Below are 14,410 nucleotides of genomic sequence, written 5' to 3' on the forward strand. Positions count from 1 at the left end.
GTTAGAATGATCTTCACTATTTTGAAGATTTTTAAAATAAAATAGAATGAAAGAAACCAAACATATATCAAGATCAAGAGCTCAGGAATCATCTGCAGCAATAGAAAAAATGTACATTACAATGCGCCATTTATTCAACCGTGGTTTTTACAAACCAATGGGAGTTTCCGGCGACAGCTTACGTGAATCATTATTAGCATTACGCCCGGAAATCTACGGAAATATTGCTGAAGAAAAAGTAGAACTAAACGGACTTTTATACGTTATAGAACGTCTTCCAATAGGAATTGAACAATGTAGATTCATCAACTTAACTTCAGATGAAGGATATTCTAAATCACATTTTCAGCCAATTGTTCCTCCAAAAAGAAGAAGAAACTGCTACAGAATCGACGAAGAGCAAATGAATGTCGAAATCACGCGCGGACGATCTGATATTTATGATATCCTGACGCATTTGACTTTTATTTTCATTGAATCTCATAAAATTAAAAACAGAGTTTTAGTTGATGATGGAGGAGAAGTTTCTCGTGATTGGCTAAAATTAGAACAAGCTGTAACACAAACTAAAAAGCTATCGCAGATTGAAAAAGAAAAAGCAATTTCGCACGTAGCCAATATTTTGGCCAGAACTTTTGAAGAGGTTTTGGATATCTATGATGCTTTTGGTTCTGAAAGTGCGCCAGATCGTTTCCTTCATGTTATTTATTGGCTAGGAAAATTAGCGATCGAAGAAATTGTCGAAAATAACAAACGTACGATTACTTTTAGTCCGGTTTTGCGTGAACGTTTAGGACACCATATTCATGGAGAAATCTGGGCTACCAATATCAAGGAAGTTTTAAAAGCAAACAATCTTTTAAAACGTCCAATTCACGTAATAAGTGCCAATATGCACAGCGTGATGAACTCGATTTTTGCAACGCCTTTATTAACATCAAAATATAAAGGCAAAACAGATTTCTTTATTTATGAGGAATTAAGCAGCTCGGGTTCAAAAGAAATAAGAACTCAGGTTGAAGAATTAGCAATGAAAAACGGAATGATTTCTCTTCCGGACACTTCGGGAACTAATATTGATGTTCAAATTTTTGATACCGCTAAAATTGACTGGTCAAAAACAGCCTTTTCATACGCTAATATCGACGAAGAAAAACCGGTAATTATCGTAATGGATTATGCTTTTGGAGAACAGGCTTATGAAACAATCGACGAGCTTTTAAAACCATTTAAAAAAGAAACTTTACTAAACGTAAAATCAGTTTCGATTATGGGTAAAGCCGGAATTCTTGAAGGTGGAAAAGGGGATATCATGATTCCTTCGGCACATATAAATGAAGGAACGGCGGATAACTATTTCTTCGAAAATGAATTAACAGGCGCGATGTTCGAAGGAAATGACATAGACGTTTACGAAGGTGCAATGGTTACCGTTTTAGGAACTTCACTGCAAAACAGAGATTTATTGAAATTTTTCCACGAATCGACCTGGGGTGTAATTGGTCTTGAAATGGAAGGTTCGTATTACCAAAAAGCAATTCAGTCGGCATCAAAAATTAGAAAAAGCGTGCCGCACGATATTAAAGTTCGTTACGCTTATTATGCTTCAGATAATCCGTTGGAAACAGGAAGTACATTAGCTTCTGGAGGATTGGGAACAACAGGAGTAAAACCAACGTATTTAATTACCATTAAGATTCTAGAACAGATTTTCAACATCAAATAAAAGGATAAATGAGTACAAAAGTACCACAAGAGAATATAGATCAAGAGGTTAACATTGATATTTCGAAAAGTATTAGTACTTTTTTAGATAAAATTAATGCCTATACTTTTCGTTTCATTCACTTTTTCGTTCGAAACTGGATTTTAGTTCTAATTATAGTGGGTTTTGGTTTTGGTTTTGGCTGGTATTTAGATGTCAAAGAAAAATCATATGATAATGAGATAATTGTTACTCCAAATTTTGGAAGTGTAGACTATTTGTATTCAAAAGTTAATTTATTACAAGCAAAAATTATTTCAGGAGACACTGTTTTTTTGAAGGATGTAGTAGGTATTTCACACCCAAAAGCAATAAAAAAGATTGAAATAAAACCTATTTCAGATGCTTTTAAGTTTGTTGAAGATAAGGATCAAAATTTTGAACTTATTAAATTAATGGCCGAAGATGGTGATATTAATAAGGTTTTAGTAGATAATGTTACAAGTAAAAATTATACTTTTCATACTATTAAATTTGTCACAAATGAGATAAATGATGAAAAAGCTTTTACTGCTCCGTTAATGAAATATTTCAATAGTTCTGAATATTTTAATTCAATTCAGAAAATAGGATTTAAAAATCTTGAACAGCAAATTGCCCAAAATGACAGCATTGTAGCTCAGATAGATAATATTTTAAACAGTTTTTCAAGTACAGTAAAAAACACTTCAAAAAATGATAAGCTTATTTATTATAATGAAAATACACAACTGAATGATATTATAAAAACCAAGCAATATTTAGTAAACGAACAAGGAAAAAATAAATTGAAATTAGTTAGTTTTGATAAAACAATTAAAGAAATCAATTCAACTTTAAACATAAAAAAAACAAATTCTTTAAATGGAAAATTAAAATTAGTGTTTCCGGTTTTATTTCTTTTCATTTTTCTTTTCATATATCTTTTTAAAGAGTTTTATAAAAGACAAAAGCATTTAAGATTATAAAACTAAATGTGAAAAAAAATATATTTATGCTCAAAAAATGCCCAATGAAGATAAAATTTTTAGTTTCAGTTTTAATAAGTGTACTTCTTTTCAGTTCTTGTAAAGAAGAAAAAGTTGTGAAAGAAAAAGAAGTTTTTTCTGTTATTGTGGAAGGAATATTCGAGAAAAATGATAAAATACAAGTTTTTTATTTAATAGCTGGAGATGTTTGGAAGGATACAAACTCAGTTTCGCGACCTGTTTATGCTTCTAAAGAAATGCAGAAAATTGTAGTCAATTTTCCGGATAAAGTTGTTCCAGAAAATATAAGAGTTGATTTAGGTTTCAATCCTACTCAGTCTAATGTCACTGTTAAAAACATTTCGGTAAAATATAAATCAAAAATAATTAATGGTGATTTTGAAAAGTACACAAAATACTTTTATCCTAATGAATTTGTGACATGGGACCCAAATTATTTTGGTTACAAATTAAATGTTATCAACGATAAATATGACCCATTTTTAATGGGCAATGATGAACTTGCTATTCAGTTAGTAAAAATTACAGAATAACAAAAAACTACTTCAAACTCTGAAGTAGTTTTTTGCTTTTAGTTACACCTTTTAAACTAATGAATTTAAAAAAGATTGAATTTAAAGAAATTCGAAACTATTTAGTTTTCGGATCTGGTCAGTTTGTTAATTTATTAGCCCCTTTACTTGTAGCTCCTTATGTAATATCAGTTTGTGGGATCGAGCAGTGGGGAAAAATAGGAGCGGCAACATCTTTTTTTATAATATTAGAAATATTCATAGATTTTGGTTCTAAACTTTTAGGAGTAAAAGAAATAAGTTCTAATAAAGAAAATAAGAATCGTGTTTCAGAATATCTTAGTACTACTTATGCGTTTCGATTGATTGTCTTACTATTTATTCTTGTTTGTCTTGTTTTAGCTTTAGTTTTAATACCAGATTTAGATCTCAAACTATATTTATTTGGATCATGGCTACTAATATCTCAATTTTTTAATCCTATTTGGTTTTATATTGGAGTAGAGAATTTTAAAAAAATTAATAAAATAATAATGCTTTCTAAAGCAATGTATGTTCTTTTGGTGTATGTGATAGTAAATCAAAAATCAGACTATATATATGTAATTTTTTTGCTGGGAATATCTAACACAATTTTTTATTCTTATTATTATTTAAAAATATTCAAAGAATATAAAATGTCCTTACAATCTGTTTCAAAAAATAAGTTAATAGATAGTGTAAAAAGAGAATATCCCATAGTAATTTCAAATTTATCAATATCTGTGTACACCAATTTCCCCATTTTGATTATAAAATACATTTTGGGAGATTTTTATGCTGGTATTTATAAAATAGGAGATATGTTTTTAGGAATTTTAAGAAGTTATTTAGTAGTTTTTTTTAATGTAAGTTTTCCTAAATTTTGCCATATATATATCGAAAATAAAAAAGAAGCGGTCGCTTATTTGAAGAAAATAAATATAGTTAATATTATATTTTTAGCATTGATAGTTACTATTTTATACTTTATGTCATTTTTCTTCTTAAATGAGTTTAATCTGGACAAAAAGCTATCGAATTCGCTGCTATTTTGCACTAACTTTTTATTTATTTCGCTGATAATTGCTTTAAATATACCCTTTTATCAAATGTTGATATTAAAAAACCGTCAAAATAAAATTGCCCGTATATCATTTTTTGGATCTTTATTAATGTTTGTAAGCTGTTATTTTCTATCAAAAAATTTCAATTTGCAAGGAAGTGTAATTTCAATATATATTGTCGAAATATTTATAACGACATCTATTATTATATCAAGTTTATCCCTTTTTAAAAAGAATGATTAAAGAGACAGAGTTTACCGGCCACTTAAATACGACTCATTTGAATCGTAAGGTCTATATCGTTATTCTGAATCATAAAGGTGCTCTAGACACTATAGAATGTCTTGAAAGCATTTTAAAATTAAATTATTTTAATTATCAAGTTATAGTTGTAGACAATAGTGAGATAGAATTACCATTTCAAACATTATTAAATTGGGGTTTATTAAAAAAAATTAAGTTTGATCATACAGATGAAAAAAAACTAAACCTTTTTATTAATCAAAATCAGTTTGTTTTTGTAAAAGCAGAAAAAAATAAAGGATTTGCATCAGGAAATAATATTGCCTTAAATGCCATTTTAAAGTCTAAAGAAATTGATTCTTACATTTGGTTATTAAATAACGACACAGCAGTAGATAAAGAATCATTAAAAGCACAGATTTCTTATCTGGAAATGAATCAAAATTCGAAAATAGGAATTTTAGGAAGCAAGTTGATATATTATTACAAACAAGATACATTGCAAGCAGTTGGAGGGAAGTTTGATAAAAATTTTTATATATCAAGTCACATTGGAGAAGGAGAATCGATTTATAAAACAAAATCAGAATTTGAAAAAATTGATTATGTCATTGGAGCCTCAATGTTTGTGAGATATTCTTTTTTAAAAGAGGTAGGCATTTTAAGCGAAGATTTTTTTCTTTTTTACGAAGAGTTAGACTGGGCATATAGAGCAAAAAAGAAAGGCTGGTCTGTAGATTGGTCGTTAGAGTCTCAGGTTTTTCATAAAGAAGGAGCAACGATAGGATCTTCATATAACCCTAAACAAAAATCTTTTTTTTCTGAAATACATATCTTTAAAAGCAGAAAGATTTTTGTAAAAAAATATTATAAACTCGGATTCAAATTTTACATATCCAGCGTATTATTGATTTTGAATAGAGTGAGAAAAGGAAAGTTTAAACTTGGATTAGAATTGTTAAAGATTACATTTTACAAATGAAGATTAACATTAAAACATTATTATTTTTTATAGTGCTTTTATCAGCCCTGTATCAGGATTTTCCTTTGGTAAATGTCTTTGGAGAAATTGCACGTTCACCCATCGTGCTCTTTACAATTCCAATGTTAATTTATATAATAATGCACCAAAAATTGGTACTTTCAAAATACACCAGGTATTTTATCTATTATATTTTTTATTTAATTATAATGTCATTGCTATTTATTCCAATTGTATATTATGTCAATGATTCATTTGTAGTTATAAAAGAAAATGTAATATTAAAAGCAGTTAAATTATTTGTATATCCAGTTTCAATATTGATTTTTTATCAATTTGTCTACATATTATTTACCTCTGGAAAAAACAGTTTTGATTATTTTTTCAATGCTCTCTTCACTCTTCAGGCACTCTTGGCAGTTTACTTGTTTATTGAAGTAATTTTTTTAAAGAAAGAAACAATTTTTGCTTCTTTTCTGCATTCAGATAACTTAAAATATTATAGAGTAAGACTATTAACCCGAGAAGAAAGCTGGATAGGAACTGTACTAACGTTTTTTATTTTTATCCCGGTTTTTTTGGTAAATTATTTAGAAAAATCAAAAAAGACAAAACAAAGAATATATATTCTTTCGACGTTCATATTTCTTTATTATACCTTTTTTAGTGAGTCAAAAGGATATCTTTTATTGATAATTATTTCTGTTCTGCCAATGACACTTCAGTATATGTATAATCATGCCAAGCTTAAAAAAGTATTATTGGTTGGAGCTCCGGTATTTATCTTGTTTATCATTTTTGTAGTTATGATTTTGCAAAAGAATATTGATGAACAACTTAATTCAAGTATTACTTTCGGCACTCGTTTAACGTCATATTTGGCTTCATTAAAAGTTTTTATAACTCATCCTTTTGGAGTTGGCTGGAGTGGATTTATTTATTATTATCCGGAAGCTATTAGGGATATAATAAACACATCTTGGGTAAGTACATTAAATTTGCAGGAAATAAAAGGATATTTAATAACGACAAAAGCATTATCTACTAAGACTGACTTTTTTGATAATTTGATATTTGGAGGATTTGGGTTTATTCTTTTCTTTTATAATTTTTTTATAAAAAGATATATCTTCTTTTCTAAATTTCGCGATACCAATTTCTTTTTCATAAAAACTCCTCTTTTATTTTTTATTCTGGCAGGGCTGATTTATGTTACTTTTTATATAAAATATGAAGTATGGTTTTTAATGGCCTTTTTAGATGTTTTGCAGACTCAAATAACCAATACAACTTCAAAAAAAAATGAAAATACTTATAGTTGCTAGTTTTTTTCCTTATCCACCGCATTTTGGTGGTGCTTTTGATGTTTTGGAACGTATAAAAGGAATAAAATCGTTAGGACATGATATTGATTTAATATGTACATGTAAACAATATCCAGAACAAAAAAACATAGATTTTATAAAACAATTTATTAATGAGATTATAATTGTTCCCAGAAACAACAAACTAAGTGATTTATTTTTAAAGCTGCCACTTCAAGTTATATCAAGAAAAGCCTTAAAAAAAGTATCCTTAAAAAACAATTATGACTATGCCGTTTTAGAGTCTGAAAGTGTTGGAATTATACTTAAAAATAAAAGTTTTAAAGCAAATAAAACAATAGTAAGAGTTCATAATAACGAATCAAATTATTTTTTTCAATTAGCAAAAAGTTCAAAAAATTACGCTGAAAAACTCTATTATTATCTGGAAGGAATAAAGTATAAGACTTACTCAAAAACAATTTTTGAAAAAGCAGACAGACTTTGGTTTATTTCAAACAAAGAAATAAATAATAACAAAACATTACTTATAAACAAATCTATATACTTGCCGGCATCAGTTAATGATGTTTTTGTAAAACAAAAATTATCAAATAAAAATGTGCTTTTTATAGGTGCTTTGTTTATGCCAAATAATTTAGAAGCAATTATATGGTATTTACAAAACGTTCATTCTTCATTAATTTCAGAAAAAGAATATAAGCTGATAATTGTTGGAAGTACCGGAGATAAAGAACCTAAAATATTTGAAGAGATATTCAAGAAATATTCAAATGTTGAGGTTTGGTTAAATGAAAACGATTTAAGTGAAAACTACTCAAAATCAACAGTTTTTATTAATCCAATGTTACATGGTGCGGGAGTAAAATTAAAATCTATAAATGCGATCCAAAACGGTTTAATTTTAATTTCTTCTAAAATTGGGGCCGAAGGGACAGGATTGATAAAAAATGACATGTATTTTGAAGCAAATACACCAGAAGATTTTTCAAAATCAATATTGAAAGCTTTTCAAATGAATAATATAGAGAAACAAAAAATGGTCGAAAATGCTCAGGATTTTTTAATGAAAAACAATTATCTGTCTATTTTAAAAAGGGAACTCCAAGATGAAAAAAAGTAAAATAGATTTATATAATTATGCAACTATCCTTTTAGGATCATTTCCTATTCTGGGATTAAAGAAAAGTGTCTTGGCGATTATTTTATGGGCCCTTTTTTCTTTAATAATACTAATTTCTGAAAAAAGTTATAGATTAATTGAGAAAAAAGACAAACTTAACCTAGTAATTTTAACAAGCTATTATCTGGCTTTTTTAATTAGTTTTTTCTTTATTGAGGATAAAAAACTTGCTACAAGATTTTTAGAAAAGAATGTCGCTTTTCTGGTTTTCCCATTATTTATGATTATAAACAAAAGCTTTTTTTATAAAGATACATTAAGAAAATCACTTAATGTTTTTATTATTTCAAACATAATTTTGGCTTCATATATCTGGATTGTGATTTTATCGAATGGATATTTAAAAGTAATGAAATCAGATACTTATTATAATCCTGTCATAAGAAATTTTTTTAGTGATATATCTCAAATCCATCTACCTTATTTAGGAATTTTATTTGTGTTTTCAAGTCTTGTGATTTTGAATGATCTTTTCAGTACTCAAAAAAAAATCACTTATTTTAATGCTTTCAGATGCTTAGGAATTTCTTTATTGATTTTCTCTGTTATTAGCTTTGCCGCAAGATTATCTCTTTTTCTGTTTATTATAATATCGCTTTTTTTACTTTTCAAAAAAACTTCAACAGTTTATGTTAAAATCAGTTTTATAGTATCAATACTGGTGGTAATATTTTTGGTTTTTTCTATTCCCTCATCAAAGAAAAGAATAGATGAAATCTGGAATGCAAAACTGATACTGCCAAATAAGTCGCAAAAATCAGAAGAAGTCAATTTTAGATATGGTATTTACCATTGTGTAAGTTTTGTCTTGAAAGAAAATTGGATAATGGGAGTGGGGCCTGGAAATGTTCAAAAAAAGCTAGATAATTGTTATGCAGGATATACCTATAAAAACTATGATGATTACACGAAAATAGAATATAATTCTCACAACCAGTATTTAGATATATGGCTTAAATATGGTATATTTGGCTTGGCACTATTTTTTGTTTTTTTACTTTGGGGTATAAAAAATATGAATTTGCATTATGGAATTTTTATCTTCATAATCATGGCAGCCATGTTAACTGAAAATATATTTGACAGACAGATAGGCGTTGTCTTTTTCACCTTTTTTAACACACTATTTTTTATTAACCGAACAGATTATTTTGAAAAAAGCATTAATTAGCGATTGGTATTATGTAAATGGGGGTGCTGAAAAGGTTATTCATTCTATAAATTCAATTTGGGATGATTTTGATCATTTTGCATTATTAGACTTTTTAAATGATGAAGATAGAAAGTTTATTTTAAATGGAAAAAAAGCCCAAACAAGTTTTATTCAAAAACTGCCAACGGTAAAAAAAAATCACAGAAAATTTTTGCAACTCTTTCCACGTGCCATCCAGCAGTTTGATTTAAAAGATTATCAATTAGTAATAAGTTCATCATCTGCAGTAGCAAAAGGTGTTCGTACCAACAATAATCAATTGCATATTTGTTATTGTCATTCACCCATGAGATACGCTTGGGATTTACAAGAGCAATATTTAAGCGACGCGGGTTTAAATAAAGGTTTAAAAGGAATTTATGCGAGGTATATTTTGAAAAAAATTAGAAAGTGGGATACTTTAAACTCAAACAATGTAAATTTTTTTATTGCTAATTCTAAACATATTGCCAACAGGATAAAGAAGATATATAATTTAGAATCTACAGTAATTTACCCTCCTGTTGATGTCGATTTTTTTTCTTTGGAAGAAGAAAAAGAAGAGTATTATTTTACGGCTTCTCGTTTAGTTCCTTATAAAAACACTCAAATAATTGTAGAAACTTTTAATGAATTATCTCACTTAAAATTAATTGTTGCCGGAGATGGACCGGAATTAAAAAAACTTCAAAAAATCGCTAAAAATAATATTGAGTTTGTAGGGTTTATAGAAAACAAAAGACTTAAAAAATATTTACAAAAAGCAAAAGCATTTGTTTTTGCTGCCGAAGAAGATTTTGGAATTATACCTGTTGAAGCTCAAGCTTGTGGAACACCTGTAATTGCTTATGGAAAAGGAGGAGCTCAAGAAACAGTTGTTAATAACAGCACCGGTATTTTTTTTGATAAACAATCTGCAGAGAGCATAAAGGATGCAGTAATGGCTTTTGAAAAAATAAAATTCGATCCAAAAACAATTAGAAAAAATGCCCTTTCTTTTTCAAAACAAAGATTTGAAAAAGAAATGAAAGAATTTGTAGAAACAAAATTTAAAGAATATCAAAAGTCTTTAAAAACAACATAAATTGAAAAGATAACCAAAAAATAATTTTCAAATCAATTACATTTGCGGTGTTTAAACAACTATCATGAAAAGAATACTTATAACCGGAGCGGCAGGATTTTTAGGATCACATTTATGTGACAGATTTATCAAAGAAGGATATTTTGTTATTGGGATGGATAATCTGATTACAGGAGATCTTAAGAATATTGAACATTTATTCAAATTAGAAAATTTTGAATTTTATCATCATGATATAACCAAGTTTGTTCACATTCCGGGTGATCTGGATTATATCTTGCATTTTGCTTCGCCGGCAAGTCCAATCGATTATTTGAAAATTCCAATCCAGACTTTAAAAGTTGGATCTCTTGGAACACATAATTTATTAGGATTAGCAAGAGTAAAAAATGCCAGAATCTTGATCGCTTCAACTTCTGAGGTTTATGGAGATCCTTTAGTTCATCCACAAACAGAAGAATATTACGGAAACGTAAATACAATTGGCCCGCGCGGTGTTTATGACGAAGCCAAACGTTTTCAGGAATCTATAACAATGGCATACCATACTTTTCACGGTGTTGAAACCAGAATAGTACGTATTTTTAATACCTATGGTCCAAGAATGCGACTAAACGATGGTCGTGTAATTCCAGCTTTTATTGGTCAGGCTTTACGAGGCGAAGATTTAACGATTTTTGGAGATGGAATGCAGACACGTTCTTTCTGTTATGTAGACGATCAGGTTGAAGGTATTTTTAGATTATTGCATTCTGATTATGTATATCCGGTAAACATTGGAAACCCAGACGAAATCACGATCAAAGATTTTGCAGAAGAAATAATAAAACTAACAGGAACAAATCAGAAAGTAGTCTATCATCCGCTGCCAATAAACGATCCATTACAACGTCAGCCAGATACCACAAAAGCAAAAGAATTGTTAGGCTGGGAAGCAAAAGTAAGCCGTGCAGAAGGAATGAAAATTACATATGAGTATTTTAAATCATTATCTCCCGAAGAACTTGCCAAAGAAGAACACAAAGACTTCTCAAGCTACATAAAATAAAAACAAATAAAATTCTGAAAAATAAATCTAATGAACGATTTAGTATCTATTTTAACACCAACATATAATACTGAAAAGTTCATTAGACAAACTATAGAATCGGTTCAAAGTCAGACATATCAGAACTGGGAAATGATTTTGGTTGATGATGCTTCAACAGATCAAACAGCTTTAGTGATTGAAGAATTTGCGAAATATGATAATAGAATAAAACTTTTCAAATTATCAGAAAATCGTGGAAATGGTTTTGCCCGAAATACTGCTTTAGAAAAAGCTTCAGGAAAATACATTACCTATCTTGATGCCGATGATTTATGGTTTGCTGAAAAATTAGAAAAGCAAATACGGTTTTTAAAAACAAATAATCAGCCTTTTACTTTTAGTTATTACGATTCTATAGACGAAGAAGGAAAGGATTTAAATAGAAAAGTAGAATCACCCAATCCTCTTACATACGACCAATTGTTTTTCTGCAATTATGTGGGCAATTTAACTGCAATTTACGATGTAGATTATTTTGGAAAAATCAAATTAGAATCTTCCGAAAAAAGACAAGATTGGAGAATATGGCTTACGATTTTAAAACAACTAAAAACAGTAAAAGCCGTTCCAGAATCTTTAGCTTTTTATAGAATTAGAAAAGATTCTATTTCATCTTCAAAATTCAGATTGATAAAACACAATTTTGGTGTTTATCGCGATTTTCATGGTTTTAATTTCGTGTCTGCTATTTTGTTAATGATACGATTTTTATTTACTCAGTTGATAATCAAACCAAAATATATAAAGAAAATTTAAAATTCAACTTGATGTCGCAAATTGCGACCTTAAAGAATTAATTATTTTTTATAACCAATCTTGACTCTTTCAACTTCATTTTCTTTTTTTTCAGTTAATTCATCGAGATAAGAAAAAACCAATTCGATATTTTTATCATGATTCTCTAACTTCTTCTGAATCTGAAGAATATCAACCTTAATTTCTGTTGTGTCTAAAAGCATTTGTCTCACTTTCGTGAAGATTCTCATAATTTGAATATTTGTCTGAATGGCTTTATCGCTTTTTAATACACTAGAAAGCATTAATACTCCATGTTCAGTAAATGCATAAGGTAAATATTTTTGATGTTCACCTCTTCCTTTCTTTAAGATCACAATTTGTGATCTTAAAGAATGATGCTCAATTTCAGTAAGTTGAAACATAAAATCTGGCGGAAATCTTGATAAATTTCTTTTTACAGCCTGATTTAAAACTCTGCTTTCTATTTCATAAAGTAAAGCTAGATCACGATCAAGCATAACTTTTTGACCACGGATAAAATATATTTTATTAGAAATTGTTTCTTCAGAGAGTAAAGATTTATCGTCCATAAGTTTTTAATAAAAAACAAATGTAAGATTTTATTTATGATTACAGATAAGATTTAAACTGTTTTAGTTTCCCTCGGTTGGTTCTTTCTAAGACAGATTTTCGAATAAAAGTGAAGTTTAAATTTGGTTCTAAATATAAATCGATGGCTTCTTTTATTTTATCGATTTGTTCCAAAACTAATTCTTTTTCAGAAATATATTCAATTTCAAAAGTATCTAATTGTGTCTGTTTAATGATAAATTCTTTTACGTTTCCGTCATCTTCAATAATACTTTTGGTTACATAATAGAATGTCAAACCCGGCGATTTTTTCCCGCTTGGTAAAATGGCAACATCATTGGTTCTTCCAACTAATTTTTTTAAAATTGGTTTTTGAGGCGTGCTTTTTTCATCGAGAATTCCAATGTCACCAATTTCATATCGTATAAAAGGATTTGCTTTATTAAAGAGAGAAGTAATCACAATTTTTCCTTCTGTTCCATGTGGAACAGGATTATTATTTTCATCTAAAATCTCCACAAAAAGGGTTTCAGCATTTACCTGCCATTCACCTTGAGGATTTTCAAAAGCAATTAAATCAAGTTCAGAAGCACCATATTCACTTATAATTGGAATGCCGAATTGTTTTTCCAGTAGTTTTTTATCCGTTTCAAAAAGCATTTCCGAAGTCACAAAGCAAGCTTTTAAAGTCGGACAGATTTCATTTAATATGATATTTCTGTGTTCTAAAAATTTGGCAAATAAAACAATTGAACTTGTATAGCCATTGATATAATCGAATTTTTTCGATCTGAATTTCTGCAGAAATTTTTCAAGGATTTCATCAGATAAATCAAAAACCGGAAAACGAAAACGATGCGTCAGGAAATCTTTCAAACGTTCTTTTTGATATCCAATAAAATCCATTGGAATACCATAAAAACGTGCCTGATACGAATGATTAAAATCAATACCAAACCAGCCAAAACGCATAATATTTGACGCCCAGGTTAAGGCGTGCGAATATTTATCTTTAGCAAAAACAAAAGGTGTTCCGCTTGATCCGGAGGTTTTGTTGAGGTAAATATTGCTTTTTGAATAACCATTTGAAAGTCTTTCTTCAAGTGGTTTTTGCAGATTTTGTTTGTTTAAAATGGGTAAATCTTCCCAGTTTTCGGCATTTATATTTCCAACTAATTCTCTATAAAAAGCGTTATTCTTTAAATGAAAATCAACAATTTCTTTCTTTTTACTTTCGAGAAAAGAAGCATATTCTTCTTTAGAAAAATGAACAATTTTATCCAATTCGGCTTTGGCTTTCTTTATAGGAAAACCATTTAATTGAAGGGAAAGATCAAAAAGGTGAATCATTAAACAGCTTCTTTTAAATCGTAACGTTTAATTGATTTCAATTCCTGACGTTTATTTGATTCTTCTTCTTCAATATCAAAATCGTCCTGAAGTCCCAGCCAAAATTTAGCAGAATTTCCAAAATAATGACTTAATCGCAGAGCAGTATCAGCAGTAATTCTTCTATTCCCTTTAATGATTTCAGAAATCCTCGTTTGCGGAATTTTCAAATCTTTAGATAAACGATAAGGTGTAATATTTAGAGGAATTAAAAATTCTTCCGATAAAATTTCTCCTGGATGTATATTTTTTAATTTTTCCAT

General features: G+C 28.6%; 14 protein-coding genes. 11 read left to right on the forward strand and 3 right to left on the reverse strand.

Annotation, left to right across the window (positions count from 1 at the left end; translation table 11 throughout):
• Positions 1–46 precede the first annotated feature (46 nt).
• The 11 genes from L1276_RS07600 to L1276_RS07650 all read left to right on the forward strand — a co-directional run bounded on the left by L1276_RS07600 (position 47) and on the right by L1276_RS07650 (position 12,185).
• Complete coding sequence (locus L1276_RS07600; RefSeq protein WP_253786500.1) at positions 47–1,726, forward strand: hypothetical protein; 1,680 nt, start codon at positions 47–49, stop codon at positions 1,724–1,726.
• A gap of 8 nt (positions 1,727–1,734) precedes the next feature.
• Complete coding sequence (locus tag L1276_RS07605) at positions 1,735–2,712, forward strand: hypothetical protein (RefSeq protein ID WP_253786502.1); 978 nt, start codon at positions 1,735–1,737, stop codon at positions 2,710–2,712.
• A 44-nt stretch (positions 2,713–2,756) separates the two neighbouring features.
• On the forward strand, positions 2,757–3,266 hold the full coding sequence (locus tag L1276_RS07610) for a hypothetical protein (RefSeq protein WP_253786504.1): 510 nt from the start codon (positions 2,757–2,759) through the stop codon (positions 3,264–3,266).
• A 59-nt stretch (positions 3,267–3,325) separates the two neighbouring features.
• Positions 3,326–4,573, forward strand: a complete 1,248-nt coding sequence (locus tag L1276_RS07615) for a lipopolysaccharide biosynthesis protein (RefSeq protein ID WP_253786505.1) — start codon at positions 3,326–3,328, stop codon at positions 4,571–4,573.
• Entirely contained in the window at positions 4,566–5,555 is a 990-nt protein-coding gene (locus L1276_RS07620) for a glycosyltransferase family 2 protein (RefSeq protein WP_253786507.1), read from the forward strand. Before L1276_RS07615 ends, L1276_RS07620 begins: the two co-directional genes overlap by 8 nt.
• 689 nt (positions 5,556–6,244) lie before the next feature.
• Positions 6,245–6,880 (forward strand): hypothetical protein, encoded by a 636-nt coding sequence (locus tag L1276_RS07625; protein WP_253786509.1) that lies wholly within the window; start codon positions 6,245–6,247, stop codon positions 6,878–6,880.
• Complete coding sequence (locus L1276_RS07630) at positions 6,858–8,003, forward strand: glycosyltransferase (RefSeq protein WP_253786510.1); 1,146 nt, start codon at positions 6,858–6,860, stop codon at positions 8,001–8,003. The genes L1276_RS07625 and L1276_RS07630 overlap by 23 nt, the downstream gene beginning before the upstream one ends.
• The gene (locus L1276_RS07635) at positions 7,990–9,234 is read left to right on the forward strand and encodes an O-antigen ligase (protein WP_253786512.1); all 1,245 of its coding nucleotides are present in this window, start codon (positions 7,990–7,992) and stop codon (positions 9,232–9,234) included. The genes L1276_RS07630 and L1276_RS07635 overlap by 14 nt, the downstream gene beginning before the upstream one ends.
• On the forward strand, positions 9,215–10,339 hold the full coding sequence (locus L1276_RS07640; RefSeq protein WP_253786513.1) for a glycosyltransferase: 1,125 nt from the start codon (positions 9,215–9,217) through the stop codon (positions 10,337–10,339). Before L1276_RS07635 ends, L1276_RS07640 begins: the two co-directional genes overlap by 20 nt.
• A gap of 64 nt (positions 10,340–10,403) precedes the next feature.
• Complete coding sequence (locus L1276_RS07645) at positions 10,404–11,387, forward strand: UDP-glucuronic acid decarboxylase family protein (protein WP_091490190.1); 984 nt, start codon at positions 10,404–10,406, stop codon at positions 11,385–11,387.
• Positions 11,388–11,417: 30 nt separating this feature from the next.
• Entirely contained in the window at positions 11,418–12,185 is a 768-nt protein-coding gene (locus L1276_RS07650) for a glycosyltransferase (protein ID WP_253786515.1), read from the forward strand.
• 41 nt (positions 12,186–12,226) lie between these two features.
• On the opposite strand, the gene L1276_RS07655 is transcribed toward L1276_RS07650, so the two are convergent.
• Genes L1276_RS07655 through L1276_RS07665 form a run of 3 tightly spaced genes read right to left on the reverse strand, consistent with a single transcriptional unit; the run spans position 12,227 to position 14,410 of the window.
• The gene (locus tag L1276_RS07655; protein WP_253786517.1) at positions 12,227–12,757 is read right to left on the reverse strand and encodes an ORF6N domain-containing protein; all 531 of its coding nucleotides are present in this window, start codon (positions 12,755–12,757) and stop codon (positions 12,227–12,229) included.
• A gap of 40 nt (positions 12,758–12,797) precedes the next feature.
• Positions 12,798–14,108 carry a phenylacetate--CoA ligase family protein gene (locus L1276_RS07660; protein WP_253786519.1) on the reverse strand — a complete coding sequence of 437 codons (1,311 nt, stop codon included), beginning with the start codon at positions 14,106–14,108 and terminating at the stop codon, positions 12,798–12,800.
• Positions 14,108–14,410, reverse strand: coding sequence for a HigA family addiction module antitoxin (locus L1276_RS07665; protein ID WP_053473002.1), 303 nt, complete (start codon positions 14,408–14,410; stop codon positions 14,108–14,110). Before L1276_RS07665 ends, L1276_RS07660 begins: the two co-directional genes overlap by 1 nt.

It is taken from the genome of Flavobacterium sp. HSC-32F16, assembly GCF_024171645.1.
In the GTDB taxonomy this organism is placed as follows: domain Bacteria; phylum Bacteroidota; class Bacteroidia; order Flavobacteriales; family Flavobacteriaceae; genus Flavobacterium.

Excerpts from the sequence above, each read along its gene's own strand:
- L1276_RS07600 (WP_253786500.1), top strand. The coding sequence starts at position 47 with ATGAAAGAAACCAAACATATATCAAGATCAAGAGCTCAGGAATCATCT.
- L1276_RS07645 (WP_091490190.1), top strand. The coding sequence starts at position 10,404 with ATGAAAAGAATACTTATAACCGGAGCGGCAGGATTTTTAGGATCACAT.
- L1276_RS07615 (WP_253786505.1), top strand. The coding sequence starts at position 3,326 with ATGAATTTAAAAAAGATTGAATTTAAAGAAATTCGAAACTATTTAGTT.
- L1276_RS07605 (WP_253786502.1), top strand. The coding sequence starts at position 1,735 with ATGAGTACAAAAGTACCACAAGAGAATATAGATCAAGAGGTTAACATT.
- L1276_RS07665 (WP_053473002.1), bottom strand. The coding sequence starts at position 14,410 with ATGGAAAAATTAAAAAATATACATCCAGGAGAAATTTTATCGGAAGAA.
- L1276_RS07635 (WP_253786512.1), top strand. The coding sequence starts at position 7,990 with ATGAAAAAAAGTAAAATAGATTTATATAATTATGCAACTATCCTTTTA.
- L1276_RS07620 (WP_253786507.1), top strand. The coding sequence starts at position 4,566 with ATGATTAAAGAGACAGAGTTTACCGGCCACTTAAATACGACTCATTTG.
- L1276_RS07660 (WP_253786519.1), bottom strand. The coding sequence starts at position 14,108 with ATGATTCACCTTTTTGATCTTTCCCTTCAATTAAATGGTTTTCCTATA.
- L1276_RS07630 (WP_253786510.1), top strand. The coding sequence starts at position 6,858 with ATGAAAATACTTATAGTTGCTAGTTTTTTTCCTTATCCACCGCATTTT.
- L1276_RS07610 (WP_253786504.1), top strand. The coding sequence starts at position 2,757 with ATGAAGATAAAATTTTTAGTTTCAGTTTTAATAAGTGTACTTCTTTTC.
- L1276_RS07655 (WP_253786517.1), bottom strand. The coding sequence starts at position 12,757 with ATGGACGATAAATCTTTACTCTCTGAAGAAACAATTTCTAATAAAATA.
- L1276_RS07650 (WP_253786515.1), top strand. The coding sequence starts at position 11,418 with ATGAACGATTTAGTATCTATTTTAACACCAACATATAATACTGAAAAG.